The following is a 24,440-nucleotide window of genomic DNA, read 5'->3' on the forward strand; positions in this document are numbered from 1 at the left end:
GCGGGATCTCCTTAGAAATGCTCAACGCAGTGCAGCATCGCCCCAGGTGGCGACGATCGGCATTCCGCTTTTCTTCGAGCGCGTCCGTACGACCAGTTCGATCACCTTCACGCCGCGCGTGTCGGCGACCAGCGGGCGGGCGGCATCGCCGAACGCCAATGCAGGGCTGGAGGCGAGCAGCCGCCCGTCGCCATAGACGAGGAATTGCGCGCGATCCTGCGTGTTGCGCGTGGAGTCGTCGATCCCGACTATTGCTTCGAAGCGCCCACGCTCACCGCTGTTACGAACCTCCAGCCGCGACTGGGATAGAATACCGATACCGGTATCGAAATGCCGGCCGCCGATCGCCAGCATCTGGTCGTACGGCGTGGCATCGGCCTGCGCCCCGCCCCATCCGGCGTAAGTCGGGCGCTCGCCCGTGTCGCGGGTGCCGCTCCACTGGCCGATCATGCGGTGCACCACCGGGTCAGGCTCCGGGACGAGGATACCGTCTTCGGCGACATTCACGTCGCCGGGCAGCTCGGACAGGTACACGCCGTCCTTCAACCGCCGATCGCCGCTCGCTTCGAAGATCAGCGTTTCACGCGGCGCAAGCTTGAAGCTCGTCTCGCCGGTGAACGGCGCCAGGGTCTTGTGATCCCACAGGTTGCGCAGGCGGATCGGCGCGTCGACGGCGAATTTCAGGTGCGCGGCAGTCAGATTCACCTCGACCGGGGCCATGCCGCGGTTGAAGATCGCCACCGCCTTCTTGCCGTTCGCCAGCGTCTTGACGATGATCTGCGCATCGTCGCTGGCATAGGCGATGACGCCCTGATGGCCGCCCGGATCCTGGTTCACCGCAACGATATCGGCGTTGCGCCAGATGTTCATCAGACTGGCAGGCGCATTTCGAAGATCATAGCCGATGAACAAGGGCGCGTTGATGATCGCCCACAAGGCGAAGTGCGATCGCGCTTCGGTCAGATGCTTTTCATCGAAATCACCATGTCCGATGAACAGCATGTCGGGATCGTTCCAGGCGCCGGGCTTGGCGTAGAGCGCACGCGTTGAGGCGCTGTCGAAATTGTGCAGCATGCGCGACCAACTGGGCGTGATGTCGCCGCTGGTGCGCCACATATGCCCGGTCTGCTTGCCCCAGCGGCGCACATCCGCGCTACCCCAGGTGCAGAGCGAGAGAATATAGTCGCCATCGGGATTATACCGGGCAAGCGCCTGTGCGACATCGTCGTATAGTGCCTTGACCCCCGGAACATCGGTCTGGTTGATCGATGTCTGGTCAATGAGCGGCACGAAGGGACGATAATTGTTCTGCGTGACCACCGCGCTCCCCGGCGCATAGACGTTGATGCCACAGGCATCGACCTTCAGATAATCAAAGTTCCAATCGCGGAAGTACAAGGCGATGTCCTGATCGACATGGCCGTACAGCCCAACTTCGCGCTCGGTGGTCGTGCCTTCGGGCAGATTGGGCGAGTGCAGATCATAGGCCTGCGAGCAGGCGTTGCGGCCGATATCGCTGTACAGCCCGGCCTTCAGCCCCATGGCGTGGATACGGTCGGTGAACGGGCGAAAGCTGCTGTCGGTGTTCGGCAGCGCGGCGGACGGAAAGATCTTGGTGCGGACCAGCAGGCGACCGTCGCTTTGCCGCCGCTTCAGCCACCAGCCATCGTCGACATTGACATAGACATAGCCCAGTTTGGCCAGGCCGCTATCGACCAACGTGCGCGCCGCGCCGATGACCTTGTCCTCGTCCAACTCGGTGCGGAACGCGTTCCACGAACTCCAGCCCATAGGCGGGGTTCGCGCCTGTTTGCGCTCCGGCAGCGTCCAGCGCCCCGCCGGCTTCAACGGATCGCCGTTTGCCATGGCAGGCGTGGTCGCGAGCAAGATGGCGGCGAGCGCGCCGGCGGTGGTGCGGAAAGTCATGGTCGGTATCCTCGTGGATGCCGCAGTCAGGCGGCAGGGCGCGCGGTGCAGCGCGCGAGATAGGCGTTGTGGCTTGGCAAAATGACGGCGCGACGGGCGGTTTCGGCCCGCATGCGGCCGAGTTGCAGCCGCAGCGCGTCGATCGGGGCAAGATCCGCAACCGGGTGATGGCGACGCGGGATCAGCCCCTGGCCGATCAGCACGGCATTCCAATTGGCTTCCTTGAACAGATCGTGCGGCTGATCGAGGAACAGCGCTTCCTCCTCGAACAGTGCCAGTCGTTCGGCCAGGCTGTCCGGGATCGTCATGTGGCGGCAATGTCGCCAGAACGACGTGTCCTCGCGCTCGGTGACCTTGTAGTGCGCGATGATGAAGTCGCGGACGCACTCCCACTCCCTGGCCATGGCATCGTTATAGGCGTCGACGACGCGCGGACTCACCCGGCCGTTGCGCGGGAACATCGTCATCAGTCGGGTCAGCGCCGACTGGACCATGAAGATCGACGTGCTCTCGAGCGGCTCAACGAACCCGCCGGCCAGGCCGAGCGCGACGACGTTGCGTATCCAGGTGCGCCGCCGCCGCCCGGTGACGAAGCTCAGCAGGCGCGGCGTGCCCAAGGCGGGCGTGTCGAGCCCGCTGAGCAGCCGGGACGCCGCTTCATCCTGTGAGATGAAGGCGTCGCAGAACACATGCCCGTTGCCGGTGCGGTGCTGCAAGGGAATGCGCCACTGCCAGCCCGCCTCAAGCGCTGTGGAGCGAGTGTAAGGCGGCAGCACGTCCAACCGCTCGCTCTGCACCGCCAGTGCGCGATTGCACGGCAGCCACTCGCTCCAATCGTCGTAACCCGCGCCCAATGTCTGCTCGATCAGGAGGCCGTGAAAGCCCGAACAATCGAGGAAGAAGTCACCCGCAACCTCGCGGCCGTCGACCAGGACGAGCGCAGCGACATCGCCCCCCTCGCCGTCACGCCGCACGTCCGCCACCCTGCCTTCCTTCCGTACCACCCCAAGGCCGGTCGAAAAGCGACGCAACATTTGCGCGTAGAGCGATGCGTCAAAATGATAGGCGTAATGCAGTGGTGGAGCGCCGCCCTGCACTGGCTGCACCATGCCGAAACGACCGCTGGCAGCGGCGGTGGCTTCGACATTGTAGGTCGTCAGTTCACTGTCGTCCCCAGCGGCCCGGGCGCGAAGCCAATGCTGCAGGAAGCCAACGCCCTGGAGATCGCTCCCCAGCGCACCGAAGGGATGGAAATACCGCTCTCCCCGGTGTCGCCAGTGGACGAACTCGATCCCCAGCTTGAACGTCGCCTCGGTCTGCCGGATCACGTCGATCGCGCTGATCCCGAGGATCTGGTGGAAAGTCTCGATCAGCGGGATCGTCGCTTCCCCGACGCCGACGGTGCCGATCTGGTCGGATTCGACCAGCGTGATCGTGTGCTGTTCGGTGCCGAGCACGCGTGCCAGGCACGCCGCCGCCATCCAACCGGCGGTACCGCCGCCCAGCACTACGATCCGCATCGCAATTCCTTTTCGATCGGCACCTTCCTGCTCAGAATTTGGCGCGAACGCCAAACTGGAAGCGGCGGTCCTGTTCGAAATAGCCGCCCGGCAGATACTTGACCGCGCGGCCGGGATCTTCCTTGGTCGGGCCACTCACCTCCGCCATCATCCTAATCTTGGTGTTGAGCAGATTCGATCCTTGCAAGCTGAACTCCAGGTTCGGCGTGATTGCATAGCGCAACGACGCGTCGAGAAAGCCCTCGGCCTTGTTCCAGACCGGAAAACCAAGGCAGCAGTCGTTGACCGAATTGAGGTATTTCGAACGCCAATTATAGGCGAGCCGCCCCCCGAAGCCGGGCTTCTCGTAAAACAGGATCGCGTTGAACGAATGGTCCGACAGGTTCTCCAGTCGCTCGACCTGGATCTGGCCGGCAAGCGCCGAGCGCGCGACGGTGTCCCCACCCGTCGTATCCACGATCAGGTTCGCGTTCTTGACCCCACTATTGTAGATGCGCGTGTAATTGGCCTGCACGCCAAACCCATCCAGCGGCTGCGGCAGGAAATCGAAGTAGCGCTGGAACGCAAACTCGAAGCCGTAGATCGACGCACCATCGCCGTTGACCGGCCCCGTCACGATCACGTCGCGCGTCACGCCCGCATTGGTGATCGGAACGGAGAACTGGCCGTTCTGGATATAGTCGTGAAACTTCTTGTAGAAGGCCGCGGCGCTGAACGATCCCAGGCTGCCGTCATATTTTTCCAGCGACAGATCAAACTGATCCGCGCTGATCGGCTTGAGCCGCGGATTGCTCGTCGCTGCGGTATAGCCATAGCGTAAGCCGGTCGGGTTGCCCGCCGTATCCAGGATAATCGCCGGATTGCCGACACGGATGTCGGATTGCGGCACGAACGAGCGCTTCACGGTCGTGAAGTTCTTGAGCAAGCCGATATCCGGCTTGGAGATGGCGCGGGATGCCGCAAAACGTAGGAACCAGTCATTGCCAAAGCCCGCGCGCAGGTTGAAGCTCGGCAGCCAATATTCATGATTGGTTTTGACCGCGGAGAGCGTGCTGCCGGCGCTTGAGAATGCACGGTCCTCGGTAGATCCGACGGCGAGGCACGCGGGCGAGATGGCATATTGCCCCGGCTGCAATGCGGCGATCGCCTCCGGCGACAGCGGCTGGCAGTTGAGGTCGCCCTCAGTGAATTTGTCGGCGTAGTTCAGTGCGCCGGCGCTACGAATGCCGAGCTTGACCCAGCGCAGCCCGGCATTGCCGGTGATGTTGATGCCAGCGAGATTGGCATTGTCGCCGCCGAACTTGGCCATGGCGTAAGCGGATTTGGTCCGTTCGCTGACCGACAGGATCTCGCCCTGTGTAAAGCAGCTGTCCTCTAATTCGTCGGGACGCGAACAGATCGGATTCCACGACGAGGACGCCGTGCCGCCTTCATCGGTCTGTCCGGTCACGCTGAAGCGGCGGAACGTCTCGGCCGGATTGGCCAGGATATCGGCCCGCATGAATACCAGCGGCGAGGTGCCGACCACTCCGCCGCCGAGCAGGTTCTGCGCATAGGAGCGGGTTTCCCAATAGCCGGGGTCATAACCTTCGAAGCGAACGCTGCCATCGGCATTGAGCGTACGACCGCTGGTCAGGAACGCGGAGTCGGCCGGATTGACGCCCCAGTCCGAGGTGATGCTCGCCCAATTGTAGAGCGACCATTTATGCTCCTGCCGCCGGTTGGCATAGCGGCCGCCGAACCGCACTTCCGAGAGCCAGGGCGATTCCACCGCATAGGAACCGTCCAGCCGGAAAGCATCGAGATTGCCCTTGCTGTCGGTGATGTGATCCATCGCCGATGCCGGCTGATAGTTGCGCGGATCCGCAAAGGGCTGCGCACCGATCTGGTTGTAGCCCGACGGCGATAGCAACGACACGCTGGGATATTGACCGGTCAAGTCCAGCGCGATGTCGGCATAGGTGCGCAGGTTGAAGGTAATATCGTAATTATAGTTCGTGGCATGGACGCGTTGGTAGTCGGCCGTGAAGGACAGACGATCGGTCGGCTGCCATGACAGGTTGAACGCCACATCCTGCACGACGCGCTTCTCATGCGAGTAACGCGTTGCGACATCCACTGGCGCGCCGGCGCGACACGGCTGGTTGGCGTGGCTATAGTCGGAATTCAGGCACGGCTGGAACAGCGGCAGGCCGTTCGGCAGGACGCCATATTGATCGGTCGATCCCGGAAGGTACCCAGTCGCAGGATCGCCGTTTGGCAAGCCATAACCCCAGCCGCCGCGCGAACCGGTAATCGTGCCGGTCTGGAACAGGCCATCGTCGCGGAACGTGAAAGGCGTGCCGCCACCCGCTTGGTTGAAACCGAGCCCAGGCGCGTCAGGCGGCTGGAGCAGGCTGGCATCGGTCCAAACGGTGGAATGGTTGGTACTCGCCGGATCCACCCACGCCCAATAGCTGAGCAGCTGCCGCTCGGTCCATTTCGTGTCATATTGCGACCGGTTATACTGGGCGGTAGCGCTGAGGCGGCCGTCTTTGCTCTTCCACTGACCCGCCAGCGAAATGCCGAACCGCTTGCGGTCATAGTCGGTATCGGAGACGCCGATCCCGGAGGGAATGTAGGACGTCTCACCCGGTACATAGGTGCCGGGGGCAAACGGCATCATGCGCGGCAGTGTCACGCCGCGTGAATTGGTGATAACTTTCGAATAGGCCACGTTGGCCAGCACGCCGAACTCGCCGAGGCCGGTGTCGAAGCGGTTCGAATAGATGCCCGACAGGTCGGGTGTCGCGCGTTGCGACTTGTCGCCGTAATTCTGCGTCACATTGAACGTCGCCACCTGTCCCGCCTGATCGAAGGGCAGGCGCGTGCGCAGGTTTACCGTGCCGGCGATGCCGCCTTCGATCATCTCGGCAGTCTGGTTCTTGTAGGTATCCACGCCGGACATCAGTTCCGGGGATATGTCGCTCCATGACAGGCCGTAGCCGGAGGTAGCGGAGAACGTGTCGCGGCCGTTGAACTCAGACCGGACCTGTTGCAGGCCGCGGATCACCACCCCCGACGGCTCGGCCGAATAATGCATCACATCGTCTTTGGCGGCAGAGCGGATGACCGTTACGCCAGGCACGCGTTGCAACGCTTCCGCGACAGATTTGTCGGGAAAGGCGCCGATATCGGTGGCGGTGATCGAATCGACGACCGTGTCCGCATTGCGTTTCTTCCGGGCGGCGGTCTCGAGTGCTTTGCGAACGCCCGTGACGACCACGTCGTTACCAGCTTGGTCCCCCTGATCGGCGTCGGCGCTCGGTCCCGCTGGCTGCGCATCCGCGTCAGCAACCTGACCCGAAGCTGTTGTTGAAGTCCCCAGCAGCCAGAGTGCTGACCCCGCGATCAGACTAGCCCGATAACCCTTGATCCGCATGTATACTGCCCCCAGTTCGCCGCTGCTCGTTATGGCGCGGTCTGCGTCGAATGATGCACTCATTTAATCAGAGCGCAAGATACAAGTCACCAATAGGCAATATATCGCCATATAAGGAAAGCACCGAACGCAAGTAGGTATGGCGCCCGCGCCCTTCGGAAAGGTCGCAAGGCTCGCATGATGTGAATGGTCCTTTCTTACCGAGTGTCGCCTTCAGGACAGCTCATTGAGGGGCAGATACGATCACCCGAAAGCTTTGGTTCGATGTGTTGCGCAGCACGCATTGAGCGTTTCTGGTGATGCCCGCGCTCATGTTCGCTGACCCGGCGGTGATCGACATTCTCCCATACCCGAGCAGATACCATTCGACTTCCGCTGCAAGCCGAGCATTGGTGTGCCCGTGAACGCCGCCGGAAGACCCCAGCGGCTGCCCCGAACCGGTCCTGACCGGCAGGGCTGTGGGTGGTGGGAGCAGCGCGGTGCTGCTCCGATCACAGGAGCCACTCATGGCACGCACCTTCAAACTCGACGACCTCCACCTCATCCTGCTGTCGACCGCCACCCAGCGGGATGATGGCAACCTCCTTCCGGTGGCGGCGACGATCGCCGATCAGCCGGACCGCATCGCCAAGGCACTCCCTGCCCTTCTGAAGCACAAGCTGGTCGGCGAAGTAGTCGGCCCGACTACCGGTACCGTGTGGCGCGCCGAGGGCGACGAGCGGTTCGCGCTGGTCATCAACGACGCCGGTCGAGCCGCCATCGGCGTCAGCAACGGCGGAGAGACTTCGACACCCGGCATCGAACTGACCGAGCCCGCCGACACCGAGGCTCCCCGCGCAGGCTCGAAGAGCGCCGCAGTCATCGCGCTGCTGCAGCGCGATGAGGGCGCCACCCTGATCGAGATGGTGGAGGCGACCGGCTGGCTGCCGCACACGACGCGAGCGGCACTGACCGGCCTGCGCAAGAAGGGCCATGCCATTGCCAGGGGCAAGCGCGGCGACGTGACCTGCTACACCATCGTTGTTGCGGCCTGATCATGGCAAAGCTCGACGACGATCTGGCGGCGCTGGCGATCCTGTCGTCAGCGCAGCTGCAGGACCGATGGAAGGCAGTCACCGGCACGCTTGCGCCCCGCATCAGCGCGAGCTTCCTGCGAATGGCGCTTGGCTATGAAATGCAGGCGAAGGCGCTGGGTGGTGCTGTCAGTCTAATGCGAACCGCCCTCCACACGCTGGATATCGCTCTTTGAGCAGGACACCCTAGCTCGCGACCATGCTCCACTTAGCCAGTGCGGCTGAGCGGCGTTCTTTGTAGGTCTCACGGTCGATTAGATGGCGTTCGAGATTAAAGTGGTTGTGGACGTTGGCGTGCACGCTCGCGATCTTCTGTAGCGTCTTCATACGCCTGAACCTCTGCATCGCTCGCTCTCGTCTTCGGAAGGACAGATGGCTGTTCTCGACCCGGTTGTTGGCCCAGCGTCCGACCTCCTGCTTCTCGGCATTTCCGAGCTCTTTCATCGCTGCACGGTAGGAGCGCAAACCGTCGGTGGTGATCGTCTTGGGGCTGCCATGCCGCTTCAGCGCCTTCTTCATGAAGCGTAGCGCTGCGTCCTTGTCGCGGGCCTTAGTGATGTAGCTCTCGAGGATCTCGCCCTCGTGATCCACTGCACGCCAGAGGTAGACCATCTCGCCATTCAGCTTCACGTACATCTCGTCCAGGTGCCAGCGCCAGTGACGAAAGCCGCGCATGCGCGAGATACGCTGCCGGCGGATATCGCCCGCAAACAAGGGACCGAACCTGTTCCACCAGTGCCGCACCGTCTCATGGCAGATGTCGATCCCGCGCTCGAACAACAGGTCCTCGACGTTCCGCAGCGACAGCGGAAAGCGCACGTACATCATCACTACCAGCCGGATCACCTCGGGTGATGAGTTGAAGTACCGAAACGGGCTGGTGGGCTTGCGGGGGCGGGGCATGCCAATGGCCCTACCCGGCCCCGCCGAACGATCGGTGCATTTTCTCTGACAGAGCCCGGATGTTGGCTCAGAAATTGGCATGTAAAAGCGCGCTCGATCACCGATAGATCTAGACTAACAGCCACACGACTCCCTTACGATCAGTTCGGTAGGCAGCACACCTCGACCGCTGGCCCTGCCGGGATCAAGTATGCTCGATACCAGCAGCCGACCCGCCTCAAAGGTATCCTGCCGAACCGTAGTCAGCGTGGGCGTGCTAAGCCGGGCAAGCAACATGTCATCATACCCAACAACGGCCACTTCTCCGGGTACAGAACGCTCCGCGCGACGCAACGCACGCATCGCACCGAGCGCCATCAAGTCACTTGCAGCAAAAATTCCATCGAACGCAACTTTCTGTTCGAGGGCGTAGGCGGTGGCGGCTTCGGCGGATTCTAGTTCGAATTCAACCTGGGCTGTCAGGTTGGGGTCGGCCATAAGGCCAGCGTCAGCGAGCGCGTCGAGATGACCGCGGCGTCGCTGTAGGGCTTCGGGATCGTTGCCGCCAAGGAACAGGATACGGCGGCGGCCGCTGCGCAACAGGTGTTGCGTCGCACGACGACCGCCCAGCACGTTGTCCGAACCGACCGATCGGTACCGTTGCCCCGGCAGGTGGGCGCCCCAAACCACGAAACGAGCACTGGTATCGGCCAGGCGGTTGAACTCCTCGTGCAGCGCCGCCTGACCCAGGAAGATGACGCCGCTCGCGCGGCTTGTGGTGGTGCTACGGATCAGGTCTTCATAGCTGGCGGCGGCGATATGGCTGACGGTGAAGTCGCAATCCCGCGCGCGCGCGGCCTCCCCGATGCTGGCGAGCAGTTCGAGAAAGAACGGATGCGAAAGCGGCAACGGCCGGCCGCGCGTATAAGGAGTCACGATCGCGATCGCCCCTTCCGCACCAATCGGCGAGCTCGGCATCGAGGCGCGGAACGGATAATCGTGATCGCGGGCAAGCGCCCAAATGCGCTGTTTGGTCCGTGCGCTGATCAGCGGCTGATCGTTCAGCGCGCGCGACACGGTCGACACGGAGACGCCCGCCAGCTTGGCAAGATCCTCCAGAGTGGTTTTGCTGCTACCCGCTATACCCATGACGTCACGTCTTATACGGGTCGCAGCGAGCGCGGATAGTCTTACGGGAACGAGGATTGCAGAGGGGCGAGATCAGAGCGGAACCGCACACGCCCGAGACAGTCGCGCGGGTCCCCCGCCTGTCGATCATGCACGTCGCCAATGCCAGCGTCGGTCTGATCGGCGTACAGATCGTCTGGGGCCTCATTAACGTCAGCGCAAGCCGCATCTTTCAGACGCTCGGCGCCAGCATCACGGACCTGCCAATCCTGTGGATCGCAGCGCCGGTCACCGGTCTTGTCGTCCAGCCGATCGTAGGCTGGCTCAGCGACCGCACACGAAGCCGGTTCGGGCGGCGCCGTCCGTATCTGGCGGTCGGAGCGCTCATGGCGGCCGCCGCGATGGTGGCAATGGCCAGTGCGGCGAGCCTGTCCGCCGCGATCACGGCATTCTGGTTGCTAACGATATCGGCGAACATAGCCATGCAGCCGCTGCGGGCGCTGCTCGCCGACATCCTGCCCGCCGAGATGCGCGCCGCCGGATATACCGTGCAGGTGATCTTCATCGGAGTCGGCGCTGTGTTCGCTTCGTGCCTGCCGTGGCTGATCGCCGAAGCCATCGCTCCAGATCACCTGCCCGTGGTCGGCCTGCCGGTCAATATCCGCCTGGCGTTCTGGATCGGTGCCATAGGCCTGCTCGTCAGCGTCGGCTGGACCATCGCGAGGACGCACGAGCCCGCGGCGACATGCTCTCTACCGAGATCGCAAGCCGATCGACCGAGCGCGGCGCGTTCATACCGTGCCGCCGCCGCCTGGCTGATCGCCGGCGGCGTGACCGCACTCATCGCGCGACTGAGCGGGTTGCGGCAAGAAATCTATCTGATCGCGGCGATCCTAGCCGGATATGGTGTGCTGCAAGGGTTGCTCGTCCGCCGCTGCCGCCAGGGTCGCCCAATCTCGGGGCTGATCGAGATCGTCGATGATATCGCCGTGATGCCACCTGCGATGCGCCGCTTGGCCATCGTCCAGTTCTTTACCTGGTTCGGCCTGTTCGCGATGTGGGTCTATGCGGTCCCCGCGGTCGCCATGCACTATTTCGGGACCAGCGATCCCGCGTCGTCCGGCTACGCCACAAGCGCAAAATGGGTCGGCATCCTGTTCGCGTCGCACGATGCGGTGGCAACCGCGGCAGCCTTGCTGCTGCCGCGCCTCTCCATCCTGTTCGGGGTCAACCGCTGCTATGCCGCCAGCCTGGCACTCGGCGCCGCAGGTATGATCGGGATGGTTGCCATGCCCTCGCCCGATTGGCTGTGGATCCCGGCCATTGGCATAGGATCCGCCTGGGCATCGATATTATCGGCACCCTACGCCATCGTGGCGAATGCCGTGCCTCAGGAAAAGACTGGCGTGTACATGGGGATCCACAACATCTTCCTCGTGCTGCCGCAGCTCGTCGCCGCGTCGATCCTGGGCTTCGTCGTTCAACAACTGCTGGCGGGAGACGCATCGTTGATGATGCCCATGGCGGCCGCTGCGTTCTTGCTCGCGGCGCTTACGCTCGGCTGGAAGAAAAACGCCTCGGAGTAATCCGTGCAAAACTTTGCATAGATATTTTTAGGGATGCGCGATTGGTAGCGATATCAGTCGAATAATAAGGCAAAAGCCGCTTGCAATCCTGTCGCGTTTACGCAAATTCTTGCAACTTCAGCGATGGATGCATTTGCTGATGGGGAATCAGAGCGTCTTAGGCGCCGTACAACAGGAGGTGGGACAACGATGTACAGCAACAGCATGCGGCTTATTCTGCGCGGTGGTGGATCAACCATGGCGATCGCGGCAGGGCTGCTATGCAGCACGCCGGCGCTGAGCCAGGCGGCTCCAGGCGCCGGATCAACGCCCGCATCGCCAAGTGCCGCCGGGAGCGCGTCGACTACCAACGTACCCGCGGCGCCCCAGTCCTCCGATGTCGCCGACACGGCCTCCCAGACCCAGCAATCCTCGACCGGCGGTTCGGCCTCGGGCGATGCGGCTAGTGCAGACACCTCCGCCGATGTTGTTGTAGTCGGCGTCAAGGCTGCGCTGGCGACATCGCAGAACATCAAGAAGAACGCCGACACCTTCGTCGATTCGATCACCGCGACCGACATCGGCGCTTTCCCCGACAAATCGGCAGCAGAGGCGCTCCAGCGCGTTCCCGGCATCACGGTCAACCGGTTGCAGTCTGCCGACGACAGCACGCATCCGTCGGGCGAGCCGACCGGCGTGCTGATCCGCGGCCTCACCCAAGTCCGCACCGAATTTAACGGCCGCGACAGTTTCTCAGCGGATTCGGCGCGCGGGTTGAACTTCAACGACGTATCCCCCGAGCTGCTCGCCGGGGTCGATGCGTACAAGAACCAGACGGCCGAGATGATCGAGGGCGGTATCGCCGGCACCGTCAACCTGCGGACGCGCCTGCCGCTCGATCAAAGGGGGCTGGTGGTCACCGGCAATTTCCGTGAGAATTATGGCGATAAATCGGATCGTTGGACACCCGAGTTTTCGGGACTGATCAGCTATTCCGCCGATACCGGCATCGGCCGCTTCGGCCTGCTGGCGGACTACGCTCAAAGCCACGTCGTGACGCGCACCGAAAGCGTGATCATGGACAAGATCGACACCTATTGCACGGCAGGCTTCGGTACGCCGGCCGCGGGCAACGTGACCGACGGCAGCATCGGCTGCACCGCCAACCCGTTCGGCGGGACAGGCTTCGCCTTCATCCCTGACGGCGTGCGTTTTTCACAGGTCGATTACGACCGCAAGCGTCGCGGCATGGCCTTTGCCGGGCAGTTCGAGAACAACGCCGGGACGCTGCGCGCCACGGTGCAATATACCGATTCCCATTATCGGAACGCTTGGCTGGAACGCGCCAGCCACGTCATCTTCGAGGGCAATTACTTCGGCACACCTGCGTTCAATCCCCGCACCTCCAGCGTGCTCGGGCCGGCACCCGGCACCCCGGCTCTGGTGTTCGGAGCGGACGGCATGCTCCAGTCGGGGACCATCACCCAGGCGCATGGCAGTTTCAGCGGCACCTATGACAGTGTGCAGGCGGCGATCAACGCAGGCTCGGCAGTACCGGGCCTACCGTTCGTGAATTACTGCGGGGCGGGCGTCTGCGGCGACAATCCGCGCGACGGCATCTATCTGCAGAACGAGGCGCGGAACTTCGCCCACCGGGAGGGCACGCGCGATCTATCCGGCAACATCCGTTGGGATCCGACCGAGCGGCTGCACCTCAACGCCGACATACAGTATATCAATGCCTCGACCTACAATAACGACATCCTGGTCGCCGCCGGATCGATGGCTAACGCGCAATATGCGGTAAACAAGGATGGTACGCCGCAGGTTACCCTGCTTCCCGGCTCTAACGTCAACTATGCCGCAGGGGGCCTATCCAATCCGCACAACTACTGGATTCCGTTCATTCAGGGCCATGTCGAGGACAATGACGGCAAGGAGTTCGCCCTGCGCGGCGACGCGGAATACGAGTTCGAGGACGGTGGCTGGCTTGATTCGCTGAAGGTCGGTGCGCGTTACGCTAACCGGCGCCAGACGGTGCGCTATTCGACGTTCAACTGGACGTCGATCGCGGCGAACTGGAACTGCAACGGGCCCGGGTTCAACGCCGACAACACCACCGGCGGTGCCTATCCAACCAATACTGGCAATTGCGGCGGCAATGCCGGGCATCCCGATTTCCAGGGCTATGGCGCCGGGATCTGGGAATCGTACGACATGGGTGGCTTCTATAGCGGCGGCACATACCCGAACGGCCAGCTTGTCTATCTCAATCGCCCGACTTTGCAGGACTTCGGCGGCTTGATCTCCGCGCTGGGCGCGGCGCGCAACGCGCCGATCCTGCCAGGCTACACCGCGATCTGCGAGCGCACCGAAGCGACGGTGGACGATTGCTTCACGCAGGGCGAGGTGCTGAGGGTACGGGAGCGCGCCGAAGCAGCCTATGCCATGCTGCGCTTCGGCGGGACCGACAAGACGATCTTTGACACGATCAACGTGGTCGGCAATGTTGGCATCCGCGCCGTTCGCACCAAGGTGGACAGCGAGGGGAGCATCGCCTTCCCCAGCGCTACCGTCTTCAACAACCTGCAACCGTGCGGCACGCCGCTCAGCGGGAACAACATCGTCAACATCAGCTGCTACCTGACACCGCAGATCCGCGCCTTCGCAAATGGCGGCGTGACGCCCGACACGTTCAAGTCCTCGCACGTCAATTGGCTGCCGAGCTTCAACGTGCGGTTCGGGATCGACGACAAGGACTTCCTGCGTTTCGCCTATTCGCGGGCGATCTCGCGTCCCGATTTTGGTTTCCTGCGCAACTCCGTCGCGATCAACGCGCCAATCATCAACACGACGCCGGGCTCCCCCTATATCGTCTACAACGCGCCCAATGCCCCGCAGACCGCAGCGAACGTGACGGTGCTGTCAGTCTAATGCGAACTGCTCTCCACACGATGCATTTCGCTCTTTGAGCACAACCGCCTAGCTCGCGATCTGGCCCCACTCAGCCAGCGCGGCTGAGCGGCGTTCCTTGTAGGTCTCACGGTCGACAAGATGGCGTTCAAGATTGAAGTGGTTGTGGACGTTGGCGTGCACGCTGGCGAACTTCTGTAGCGTCTTCATCCGCCTGAACCTGAGCATCGCTCGCTCTCGTCGTCGGAACGGCAGATGGCTGTTCTCCACTCGGTTGTTGGCCCAGCGTCCGACCTCTTGCTTCTCTGTGTTACCGAGCTCTTTCATCGCTGCACGGTAGGAGCGAAGGCCGTCAGTGGTGATCGCCTCTGGCTTGCCGTGACGCTTCAGCGCCTTCTTCATGAAGGTAAGTGCTGCCTCCTTGTCGCGGGTCCTGGTGATGTAGCTCTCGAGGATCTCGCCTTCGTGATCGACCGCTCGCCAGAGGTAGACCATCTCGCCATTCAGCTTCACGTACATTTCGTCCAGGTGCCAGCGCCAGTGACAGAAGCCGCGCATGCGCGAGATACGCTGCCGGCGTATGTCGCCTGCGAACATCGGACCGAACCTGTTCCACCACATCCGCACTGTCTCATGGCAGATGTCGATCCCGCGCTCGAACAGCAGGTCCTCAACGTTGCGCAACGACAGCGGAAAACGCACGTACATCATCACCACCAAGCGGATCACCTCTGGCGATGAATTAAAGTACCGAAACGGGCTGGCGGGTTTGCGGGGGCGGGACATGCCGATCGCCCTACCCCACCCCTCCTAACGATCGGTGCATTTGGTTTGACAGAGCCCCGCCCGTACATCATCACCACGAGGCCGATCATCCAGGCGGCGATCGGCCGCGTCCAGCCAAGCGCCGAAATTGAGCGTGCTGTGGCGTTGCTGCGCGACGCGGGCATACCCCACCCCGCCTAACGATTGGTGCAATTGCTCTGACAGAGCCCGACAAAGGCTATTTGCTACGGCCGGTCAGATCGGTAAGCCCGAGTAACCAATGGCCGCCGATCTCAATAGCCTGACCGTCTTCCTGGCGGTCGCTGATACGCGCAACTTTCGAATTGCGGCCGAGCGGCTGGGCGTGACCCGGTCTGCGGTCAGCCAGTCGCTCCGCAAGCTGGAAGATACGCTCGGCATCGCGCTGGTCCACCGCACGACGCGGAGCGTGCGGATGACCGAGGCGGGCGAGGCGCTCCACGCGCGCGTGTCGCCGGCGCTTGCCGATGTCGAGGCGGCGCTGGCCGGAGCGATGGATCGCGACACGGCACCGAGCGGGCAATTGCGGTTGGCGGTGTCGTCGATCGCCGAGCGGTTTTTGGCCGGCCCGCTGTTCGCAAGTTTCGTCGACGCCCACCCCGGCGTGCAGCTCGATGTGACCGTAACCGACGACGAGTTCGACATTGTCGCGGCCGGATATGATGCCGGCGTGCGGCTGGGTGAGTTGATCGAGCAGGATATGATCGCGGTGCCCGCATCCGGCGACCAGCGCCAGCTGGTTGTGGCGTCCCCCGCTCACCTGGTCCGGCACGGCACGCCCGTGCACCCGCGCGAGTTGGTCACCCATCGCTGCATCGGGTGGCGACCTTCGCCCGCGGTCGCGCCTTATCGCTGGGACTTCGAGGAGAACGGACGCCGGTTCGAGGTCGTCGTCAATCCGCAGGTTACTACCAACGAGATGCGGGTGATGGTCAACACCGCGCTTGCAGGTGGCGGGTTCACGCTGGGGCTAGAGGAGACGTTCCGCCAACATATCGCACGGGGCGAACTGGTGGCGGTGCTGGAGGCGTTCTGCCCGCCGTTCCCGGGGTTCTTTCTCTATTACCCCGATCGCCGCAATCATGCCCCCAAGCTGCGCGCCTTTGTCGATCACGTCAGAAAACAGTCCGCAATGTGGCGCGCTCCCTGACCTGACCGCCCATGTTCAGTTGCCCGACGCACTGACGCCCCTATGGCCGTGCGAGTAGATGTCGGCGGTGTCGAAGAAGTTAATCCCGGCATCGACGCTCGCCTTCACCAACGCGTCCGCGCCCGCCTGATCGACGTTGCCGATATGCTGGTAGACGCCGGTGCCATTGCTGAAGGTCATGGTGCCGAGGCATAGCCGCGAGACATCAGGCCGGTGTTTCCGAGCTGTTTGTATTGCATCGTGATCTCCCTCAACCGTGCGGGCGTCGACACAGCACCATCCCGCCATGATGGAGCGTGTCCGCGTCGATGAACTCGCCGTCGGCGGTAAAGCCGGTGTCGTCCCGATAATCGATATGGCTGCCAATTACTTCGTAGCGGCCCTGATAGGCGCTTTCGCGCACGCCCCGCGCCTCGTCGTAGCGGCCGTTTGGCAGTAGCGCGTGACGCACGCAATTATCGGCCGTGACCCAGAGACCGACATAGGGGTGCGTGGCAGGCTCACTTGCCACTGGGAAAGGCCTCCGCACCCGGTACGGTCGCAACGTGGTCGTAGACGTCCCAAGGGCCGGTCGACTGCGCGGGCGTCTTGACGCGCAGCAGGTGCATGTCGTGGAGCATCGTACCGTCCGAGCGGATGCGGCCATTCTTCACGTACATATCGTTCAGCGTCGCACCGCGCAGGTGGCCCATTACCGCGCCGGCGTCGGTCGTACCCGTCGTCCCCACCGCGCGCAGATATTGCGTCGCCGCCGAATAATCCGCCGCCTGCAGCGAGGACGGGATCACCTTTTGCGACGCATGGAAGCGTTTCGCCCAAGCGCGGCTTTCGGCATCGCGAGTCCAGAACCAGCTGTCGGCGAGGTACAGGCCCTGCGCTTCCTCCAGCCCCATCTCGTGAATGTCCCCGACGAACGTAAGCAGACCAACCAGCTTCATCCGGTCGCGGACGCCCATGCGTCGCATCGCGGCCATCGCCTTGATCAGTTCGGCATGGCCGTTGGCGAGCCCAAGCACCTGCGCGCCGCTATCGAGTGCGGCCTGCACATATGGTGTGAAATCGTCCGCCTCGTGCGGGTTCAGGACCGAGCCGACCACTGTACCCCCGGCACCCATCACCGCCGCGCGGCCATGCGCCTCCAGTTCGCGCCCGAACGGATAATCGGCGGTGATATAGAACCAGCGCTTGTCGCCCTGACGGGTCAGCACCAGCCCCGGCACGGTCGCGAGCGCCACCGTGTCATAGGCGTACTGAATGATTCCCGGCGCCGAGCGCTCGCGCGTCTGTACCGAGGTTCCCGCACCAACGATCAGGATCGGCTTGCCGACCTCGGCCGCGACGCTGGTCAGCGCCAGGCTGGTATCGGAGTTGACGCCGCTGATCACGACATCCACGCCCTCCTGGCCATACCAGCGCTGCGCGATCGAGGCGGCTTCCGTCACGTCGTTGCGATGGTCGCCGAGCAGCAGCTCGACCGGCCGCTCCGCGACACTACCGCCAAGGTCGGCGATCGCCATACGGATCGCTTCTGCCCCGCCTGGCCCATCGACGCTTTGATAGGGGCCGCTCAGATCGGTGCAGAAGCCGATGCGGATCGGATTGCTCATTGTCTGTTTCCTTCTTGTCTGTGCCGCTCCGGGGAGAGTGGTCGCCGCAACCAGCGCCGCAGCGCCGGCCATCACCTGTCGTCTGTTCATGCGTCTGGCCCCACGTTGTCCGGTGCGGCCTCGGGCCAAGGCGGCAGGGCTGTGCCCGCCAGCGCGGCATCGTAGGTCGGCAGGTCGAGAAACGCGGTCGCCTCGACAACCTTGCCGTCCCCCAGCGTGAAGAACCACGCGTAGCTGTTGCGATAAGTCTGGCCGTCCTTCATCGGCGCGGCCCCATCCCAGCGCACCCCCACCGTGTCGCCATCTGCAATCAGATCACGAATGGTCGGCACCATCGGCCCGGCAAAGCTCGCGGCGATCGGGTTGAATGCGCCCTTGAGGAATGCCGCGCGACCGTTGAAGGTCTGGGCCGAGGGTCCGGACCCCGCGATCGTCCAGCGGACGTTATCGGCCAGGATGTCGAACACACCCGTGCCGGTTGCCGCCCACGTCCTGAAGGCGTGACGGACAAGCTCCTTGTTGCTGGTCTGCAGGGTCATCATGCCTCCTTCGCATTTGTCGACGTGACTGCTGGAAGGCAGATGGATCGGCGACGGCCGTGCGACAATCCCTCAACTAATGTATGGGTCGGTAAGCATCGCTAACCAGTATGATGGCTACTGTTTGGACGTAAGGTTGTTTAGCATGGCTCGCCCTCTACCTATGGAACGAGATGGACAAACCACGCGAGCGGTTCAGGCCGCTACGCCTCCATCAGATCGGTCGGGATGCTTAGCGTACGTTTTCGAGCATCCTCTCACCGGTCCCGCGCGAACGGATCGACGCTAAGGGCGCCGTCGCGCCGCCGCAGGGATCGGTCCTGACGCAGCTCAACCAGGAATACTACCCGGCCGGGCTCGCCGGCGCCGTCCGTTATGCAGCACGCGTGTCGAAGAAACCCATCCTGGTGACCGAGAACGGCATAGGGATCGAGGACGGCGCGACAGCAAGCATTCCCTCCAGCGTGCACCATAAAGCAGACAGCAGCGCCGACCCATCAATGGTGGGAACATACCTGGGCTCGCGGCGGGATCGGTGCTTCCGTTGCCCCCAATCAATGAGGCGCCACGCCAGGAGTGTCACTTCAAGACCGACGAATACGCTATAGATCGCGCCCCCGCTTCGCAGAAGCGCTACGGCCGTTACAGTGAGTGCACAGATTGCCCCCATGAGCGTCGCCAACGGCGCACCGAGCAGTTGGCCAAGCAGGAAGGTCCGCCCAGCCTTGCTCACCTCGCCCGAAGGCTCGAAGAGCCACCGGCATGCGGTGCCTCCGCGTCCGAGCTTCGCGGGAGAGAAAGTGTTCATTCCCTGGGAGATATCCTCAAACTCATCTTCGCCCTCGCTTGCCGTACATACGTTAAGCAGATGCCCTAGGGCAGCGTCGGTGATTGGGGCGTCACGCGGTCGGGAAAACGGCTTTGCGTCGTCGGCCATGCTCTGACACCACTAGTCAGGGTGACACCGACCTGCTGATCCTTACCCTCTCGGTTGAACCCGCAGGAAGGACCCTTTGCAATCTCGAGGTAGAACTGCGTGCGGTTCGCGGCGAGATTGGCGCGGCACTCGTTGAAGACCCACATGGCGTACCCCGTCGGGGTTCGCGTCCGTCTTGACCATGAGCGGCGTCACGGCGCCGATCAGCACGAGCTTCGCCACACGTCCCCGAGACGCGCGTGCCACTTAGCGTGCTGTCTCGCCGCCGGTGGAGTGCCCGACGTGGACCGCGCTCTTGAGGTCCAGCGCATCGGTCAGCGAAAGCAGATCGGCGACATAGGTGTCCACGTCGGTACCCTCCTCCGTCTGGGTCGAGCGTCCATGGCCGCGCCGATCGTGCGCGATCACGCGGTAATCCTTGCCCAGGAAGTAGAGCAGCTGCGCGTCCCATTCGTCCGACGAGAGAGGCCAGCCGTGCGAGAAAACGATTGGCGTGGCTGCACCGTCACACAGATCCTTGTAAAGATTTGGATGCCGTCTGCGGCGGTGCGGATGGCCATGGCGGGTCCCTTCGTGAATAATCGGGAGAAGGCGAGGCAGTCGCGGCCTAACATCCGTAACACCGCCCTGAAGCGGTGGCGTAGAGAGTCATGGCGTTGCCTGATTATTAATGTCGCCTTTCAGAACGAATGCCGTGTGGATCCGGTGCAAAACCCTGCTTGCTGATTTCGCAAGGGGCCATACCACTTTCGGACGAATATGGAGTGTTTCGAGTCTTGTGTTCACTGCTAACATAACGGGCAGAACCGCGGTCAAGGAAGCCCGAGGCGCAGGAGGTCGAGCGGAAGCGCAGTGGCGTTATCTACGATGCAGCCGTTGCGTCGTGGAGGCCGTCCAGCCGGTGTCGAAGCGCGTCGTCCGGCCGGCCCGTCGGGGTGTGGAGCGGAAACGACACTCCGGACGCCGATGACCTTTCGAAAAAGGACATAACGATGAGAATATACGGTACCTTGATAGCCGCGCTCGGATTAGCGCTTACGGCGGTGGCCAGCACCGCCGCGCCTGTGCGCGAAGCAGCGAGCGCAGAGGTCAAGCTGGATCATGGCTCCATCGTCGCCAATGGCATCCGGCTTCACTACGTCACGGCGGGACAGGGCGATCCGGTCCTCCTCATCCCGGGCTGGCCCGAAAGCTGGTCGGCATGGCGCTCAATGATCCCTCTTTTCGTCAAGGCGGGGCGAAAGGTATATGCGATCGACCCACGTGGATTCGGGGATAGTGACAAACCCGCCACCGGGTATGATCTCGAAACCAGCGCTGCCGACATCCATGCGTTCATTGCGGCGGCCGGCCTCGCGCGGCCCGGCGGCGTAGACATTGTCAGCCACGATGTCGGAACCTGGATCGCCTATACACATGCCCGACTCTACCCAGGCGATGTCCGGCGGCTTGTCCTATCTGACGCGCGGGTGCCAGGGATGACAGCGGCATCGGCGGCAGCGGTTCCCACGGATCTGGAGACACTGCGAACATGGCAGTTCGCGTTCAATCGCCTCGATACTCTCCCCGAGGTTCTCATTCAGGGGCATGAGCGGGCATTTCTGACATGGTTCTTCTCGGTGAAAATGTCCGGAGGTGGACCGTCGATGCGGCTACGCTTGACGAGTACGTCCGTAACTTGTCCGCGCCCGGTGCCGCGAGAGCGGGGTTCGAATATTACCGGGTCAACTTCAGCGATGACGCGATAAAGCGTGCCGCCGATCGCAACAAGATCGGCATAGCGCCCCCGGTTCTGACCGTCGGAGCCGAAAGCGGTGTCGGGGACGGGCTCGCCAAATCACTCGTCGGTCGTAGTGATCATGCTCAGGGCGTGATCCTGAAAGAGTGCGGGCATTTCGTGCCTGAGGAGTGCCCGACGGAGTTCATGGCCGCGATTCTCGATTTCTGGTCGAAGGTCCCCGCGGCGTCACGTTGAGGCTGATCGCCTTGGAGCCATGTCAGGTCTCCTCCAGGGGATGTCCGGAAAGCCGCGAGATTCAGCATCCGCTGCAATCGAGCCAATTTTATCAGTGCTTTTGTACTGCGTCCGAGCCTCACAATGACAAGCTGCTAGCGCTCCAGCTCATTGAGCATCGGTCGATGAAGATGCGGTTCAGAACGTCAGCGAATTGGATCACGTGAACCGCAAGGCTAGAGCCTTCAACGGCGTAGTGCCCAAACCCTGTGCGGCCGGCCGCTGGCCTGGCCGCTTTCGCCCTGATCGAACGAGGTGGAGTGAGTTGGCGTGATTAAGGTGAAATGGTGGGAGTATGATTCCCGTGATGAGTGGGTCGGTGCAATCGCCGGCGATATCGGCTTAATCATCGCAAAGGCATTGGAGGCTCGCAAGGGTTGCCTGCTGGCGCTCTCCGGCGGCAAGACCCCGATCGCCGCCTATGAGAAGCTCGCTAGCCAAGAGCTCGATTGGAAGAAGGTCACGATCATCCCGGTCGACGATCGGCTGGTGAAGGTGGACGATCCCGCCTCCAACGCCGGCATGCTCGCCAAGATCTTCCTGTCCAAAGGCGCGCGCGTTGTGCCGCTCGGCGCGGATTACGAGGATTACCAGCAGGCCGGCGCCGCCGCCGACGCACGGCTGCAAGATCTGCCATGGCCGCCCGATCTGGTCCTGCTCGGAATGGGCAAGGACGGTCATACGGCATCCATCTTCCCCGGGCCGGATTTCGATACGGCGCTGGATGCGCCCAAGAAGCGCCGTGCGATCGGCGTGATGCCTGATCCACTGCCGGCGGATCAGCCTTATCCGCGCGTTACAATGACACGCGGCGCGATACTCTCTGCCCGCGCGCTCATGATCGTACTGACGGGTGCGAAGAAGCGCGAAGTGCTGGAAGGCGCAATCAAGGACGGCCAGCAATCACGCCTTCCGATCGGCCGTGTGCTGGCGGAAGCCGAGCAGGCGATCGTTATCCACTGGTGTAACGAATAGCGTCTGCGGGAGCGGAACTCCTCCGCCTGCCCGAGCGCCTGCGCTCAGGACGCACATGAGGCGAAATGGAACACCGTCTCCAAAGAACTAGAACACATCATCGGCAACCGGCACGCACTTGATCCAGATTTCTGACCGCTTGGCGTTGCCTCGGTGCGAATAATGACGTCCTTCCAGGTGCTTGGACTTATGCGACGTCGATGACGTGATTGGATCATTAGAAGGGTTACCCACAAAGTTGCGGCAGCCGCTCGGCTAGAAGGTCGATAAACAATCGAATTCGAGGAGGAACGTGTCTTCGTGTGACATGCGTTGCGTAAAGGCAGATGTCGTCACACGCGTAATCGCCAAGGACCTCCACTAACCGTCCCGCTTCAATATCTGCTCGAACGTCCCACAGCGCCTTCACCGCGATTCCGCTGCCGTCAAGCACCCACCGGTGAATGACGTCGTTGGAATCGGTCACTAGTGTCCCCGAAACGGAATACTCGCGCGGGCCGTCTGGCCCGAGAAAGGTCCAACCGTCATAAATGCGATCACCGCGCCGCGCGCGAATGCAATTATGCGAAAGCAAATCGTCGGGCGTCGCCGGGCTGCCGTGTCGTGCAAGGTACTCTGGCGAGGCACAGACGACCCGGCGGCTTTCGATCAGCTTGCGATGAATGGTGTCGCCATCGATGGGGCGCTTCGTCACGACCGCGATGTCGAGATTTGCTTCAAGCACGTCAGGACGACTGTCGGTGAAAGACAGATCCGCGACGACCTCGGGATACTTCGCCACAAATTCACCGCACAGCGGGGCCACGAGGCGACGCCCGATCTCATTTGGAGCGCTGATGCGAAGCCTTCCCCTCGTAACCCCCGACGCTCGGTCCAGCTCTGCAAGGGTGGTTTCCAAGTCATCGACGATCTGAAGCGCCCGGGCATAAAGCAGCCGGCCTTCATCGGTCAACTCAAACTTTCGCGACGCGCGGTCAATGAGGCGAACTCGGAGCCTGTTTTCGATCGCAGCGAGCCGCCGGCTAACGACTGCGAGAGACATGTTTAGCCGGCGTGCCGCCTCCGAGAGGCTGCCGGCCGCCACGATCCGCGTGAACAGGCGAAGATCCCCAAATTCGTCCATCGTCTTGGCCTGCTCGCCTTTCTTGTAGTCAAAGCCGGAATTCTAAGGTTCAGCTACGCTCAGCAAACAGGGCGCATGATAGTCTGTCGGGTCTCGCTTCTAGTCTGGGATCCTATATACGAGATCGACCCAGGACTCGAAGACGATGGCCACATCGAGATATTCGCCAGAAGCAAACAGTCCGTTCCACAGCGTTGCGGTAACTACCGGAGCGGCAGCTAGAAACGGCAGACGTGACAGGCCGTCGCTGCGCACCTCACCGCGCCGCTCGGCGCGGCGTGCGTATAGCCGTGCTAACCGCATTACCGGTTCGATCGCGTTCTCGTGATAAGTCCTCGCCAGCTCCGGGAAGCGTCGCCCTTCCGCCGCGACGAGCCCGGGCACCGTAATCATGCCGCTAGCCTGCAGTTCCCGCAGGATTGGTGGTACCGAGCGTCGCAGGAAATCGCCTGTCGCCTCGTCATGCCGCGGTCGAGGCACAGGAAGTCCCCCGTGCAAGTTGCCTATGGTCGTGCGGAGCACCTCGCCGAACAGCGCGACTTTATTCGTGAAGTGGAGGTATGTTGTCGCTCAGGCGCCGGAGTCAGAACGGCTGGACCTTGATCCCAGGGGGCATCGTCCTCCTTCAGACGATCCCACTGCTGGTTGGAGAACATGTCGAAGTCGAGCGTGCCGAACTTTTCGAGGTGCTGCCTGGCGAGGGGTTCCGCCGCTTGGTAGCCGGCGAGCGGGGTTTGCTTCGCCAGGACGGGCGCGGCGGGTGTAGAGATGGCGGCCAGACCAAGCCACACGAAGCGGGAATGCGAACATAAACCGTCCTTCCTTCAGTTGGGCCAAAGTCGCCTCACAACCGGTTTTTCCTT

At 62.6% G+C, this 24,440-nt stretch carries 21 protein-coding genes and 1 pseudogene; 8 read left to right on the forward strand and 14 right to left on the reverse strand.

All coding sequences use genetic code 11. The features are described 5' to 3' along the window. Positions 1–21 precede the first annotated feature (21 nt). The 3 genes from NV382_RS08355 to NV382_RS08365 are packed head-to-tail and all read right to left on the reverse strand — an operon-like array spanning position 22 to position 6,711. Positions 22–1,926 carry an NPCBM/NEW2 domain-containing protein gene (locus NV382_RS08355; protein ID WP_260600041.1) on the reverse strand — a complete coding sequence of 635 codons (1,905 nt, stop codon included), beginning with the start codon at positions 1,924–1,926 and terminating at the stop codon, positions 22–24. A 26-nt stretch (positions 1,927–1,952) separates the two neighbouring features. Continuing rightward, a complete protein-coding gene (locus NV382_RS08360) occupies positions 1,953–3,446 on the reverse strand; it encodes a tryptophan halogenase family protein (protein ID WP_260600042.1) in 1,494 nt (497 codons plus the stop codon). Between the two features lie 31 nt (positions 3,447–3,477). Next, a complete protein-coding gene (locus NV382_RS08365) occupies positions 3,478–6,711 on the reverse strand; it encodes a TonB-dependent receptor (protein ID WP_260600043.1) in 3,234 nt (1,077 codons plus the stop codon). Positions 6,712–7,373: 662 nt separating this feature from the next. Here NV382_RS08365 and NV382_RS08370 point away from each other — a divergent pair. Together NV382_RS08370 and NV382_RS08375 are read left to right on the forward strand one after the other, a co-directional pair. After that, on the forward strand, positions 7,374–7,901 hold the full coding sequence (locus NV382_RS08370) for a DUF3489 domain-containing protein (protein ID WP_260600044.1): 528 nt from the start codon (positions 7,374–7,376) through the stop codon (positions 7,899–7,901). A 2-nt stretch (positions 7,902–7,903) separates the two neighbouring features. Next, entirely contained in the window at positions 7,904–8,116 is a 213-nt protein-coding gene (locus NV382_RS08375; RefSeq protein ID WP_260600045.1) for a DUF2924 domain-containing protein, read from the forward strand. A 10-nt stretch (positions 8,117–8,126) separates the two neighbouring features. On the opposite strand, the gene NV382_RS08380 is transcribed toward NV382_RS08375, so the two are convergent. Next, a complete protein-coding gene (locus NV382_RS08380; protein ID WP_260600046.1) occupies positions 8,127–8,843 on the reverse strand; it encodes an IS6 family transposase in 717 nt (238 codons plus the stop codon). A gap of 114 nt (positions 8,844–8,957) precedes the next feature. Next, on the reverse strand, positions 8,958–9,971 hold the full coding sequence (locus NV382_RS08385; protein WP_260600047.1) for a LacI family DNA-binding transcriptional regulator: 1,014 nt from the start codon (positions 9,969–9,971) through the stop codon (positions 8,958–8,960). Positions 9,972–10,099: 128 nt separating this feature from the next. On the opposite strand from NV382_RS08385, the gene NV382_RS08390 reads away from it, so the two are divergent. Together NV382_RS08390 and NV382_RS08395 are read left to right on the forward strand one after the other, a co-directional pair. After that, complete coding sequence (locus tag NV382_RS08390) at positions 10,100–11,536, forward strand: MFS transporter (protein WP_260600356.1); 1,437 nt, start codon at positions 10,100–10,102, stop codon at positions 11,534–11,536. A gap of 204 nt (positions 11,537–11,740) precedes the next feature. Next, on the forward strand, positions 11,741–14,449 hold the full coding sequence (locus NV382_RS08395) for a TonB-dependent receptor (protein WP_260600048.1): 2,709 nt from the start codon (positions 11,741–11,743) through the stop codon (positions 14,447–14,449). A gap of 48 nt (positions 14,450–14,497) precedes the next feature. On the opposite strand, the gene NV382_RS08400 is transcribed toward NV382_RS08395, so the two are convergent. Beyond that, positions 14,498–15,214: an IS6 family transposase gene (locus tag NV382_RS08400; protein WP_260600049.1), complete on the reverse strand. Its 717-nt coding sequence runs from the start codon at positions 15,212–15,214 to the stop codon at positions 14,498–14,500. Positions 15,215–15,473: 259 nt separating this feature from the next. On the opposite strand from NV382_RS08400, the gene NV382_RS08405 reads away from it, so the two are divergent. Next, positions 15,474–16,382, forward strand: a complete 909-nt coding sequence (locus NV382_RS08405) for a LysR family transcriptional regulator (protein WP_260600050.1) — start codon at positions 15,474–15,476, stop codon at positions 16,380–16,382. A gap of 15 nt (positions 16,383–16,397) precedes the next feature. Here the strand turns inward: NV382_RS08405 and NV382_RS08410 are convergent, their stop codons facing one another. From NV382_RS08410 to NV382_RS19575, 6 genes are all read right to left on the reverse strand, one after another. Further along, on the reverse strand, positions 16,398–16,562 hold the full coding sequence (locus tag NV382_RS08410; protein ID WP_260600051.1) for an aldo/keto reductase: 165 nt from the start codon (positions 16,560–16,562) through the stop codon (positions 16,398–16,400). A gap of 70 nt (positions 16,563–16,632) precedes the next feature. Further along, the gene (locus NV382_RS08415) at positions 16,633–16,893 is read right to left on the reverse strand and encodes an Atu4866 domain-containing protein (RefSeq protein WP_260600052.1); all 261 of its coding nucleotides are present in this window, start codon (positions 16,891–16,893) and stop codon (positions 16,633–16,635) included. Continuing rightward, positions 16,883–17,989, reverse strand: coding sequence for an ABC transporter substrate-binding protein (locus tag NV382_RS08420; RefSeq protein ID WP_260600053.1), 1,107 nt, complete (start codon positions 17,987–17,989; stop codon positions 16,883–16,885). The genes NV382_RS08415 and NV382_RS08420 overlap by 11 nt, the downstream gene beginning before the upstream one ends. Positions 17,990–18,075: 86 nt before the next feature. Next, entirely contained in the window at positions 18,076–18,528 is a 453-nt protein-coding gene (locus tag NV382_RS08425) for a nuclear transport factor 2 family protein (RefSeq protein WP_260600054.1), read from the reverse strand. Positions 18,529–18,901: 373 nt separating this feature from the next. After that, positions 18,902–19,465, reverse strand: coding sequence for a hypothetical protein (locus NV382_RS08430; RefSeq protein ID WP_260600055.1), 564 nt, complete (start codon positions 19,463–19,465; stop codon positions 18,902–18,904). A 246-nt stretch (positions 19,466–19,711) separates the two neighbouring features. Further along, positions 19,712–20,065 carry an alpha/beta fold hydrolase gene (locus NV382_RS19575; protein WP_312026778.1) on the reverse strand — a complete coding sequence of 118 codons (354 nt, stop codon included), beginning with the start codon at positions 20,063–20,065 and terminating at the stop codon, positions 19,712–19,714. 611 nt (positions 20,066–20,676) lie between these two features. Between NV382_RS19575 and NV382_RS19650 the strand changes: the two are divergent. The 3 genes and pseudogenes from NV382_RS19650 to pgl form a co-directional block, all read left to right on the forward strand. Then, positions 20,677–21,060, forward strand: a pseudogene (locus NV382_RS19650) (alpha/beta fold hydrolase); the annotation flags it as partial. An 11-nt stretch (positions 21,061–21,071) separates the two neighbouring features. After that, on the forward strand, positions 21,072–21,440 hold the full coding sequence (locus NV382_RS08440; RefSeq protein ID WP_260600056.1) for an alpha/beta fold hydrolase: 369 nt from the start codon (positions 21,072–21,074) through the stop codon (positions 21,438–21,440). Between the two features lie 309 nt (positions 21,441–21,749). After that, positions 21,750–22,454: a 6-phosphogluconolactonase gene (pgl, locus tag NV382_RS08445; protein WP_260600057.1), complete on the forward strand. Its 705-nt coding sequence runs from the start codon at positions 21,750–21,752 to the stop codon at positions 22,452–22,454. Positions 22,455–22,680: 226 nt separating this feature from the next. Here the strand turns inward: pgl and NV382_RS08450 are convergent, their stop codons facing one another. Beyond that, on the reverse strand, positions 22,681–23,577 hold the full coding sequence (locus tag NV382_RS08450; protein WP_260600058.1) for a LysR family transcriptional regulator: 897 nt from the start codon (positions 23,575–23,577) through the stop codon (positions 22,681–22,683). A 99-nt stretch (positions 23,578–23,676) separates the two neighbouring features. Beyond that, on the reverse strand, positions 23,677–23,970 hold the full coding sequence (locus NV382_RS08455) for a TetR/AcrR family transcriptional regulator C-terminal ligand-binding domain-containing protein (RefSeq protein WP_260600059.1): 294 nt from the start codon (positions 23,968–23,970) through the stop codon (positions 23,677–23,679). Between the last annotated feature and the right edge of the window lie 470 nt (positions 23,971–24,440).

Origin of the sequence: Sphingomonas endolithica, assembly GCF_025231525.1 — a bacterium.
Taxonomy (GTDB): Bacteria; Pseudomonadota; Alphaproteobacteria; order Sphingomonadales; family Sphingomonadaceae; genus Sphingomonas; species Sphingomonas endolithica.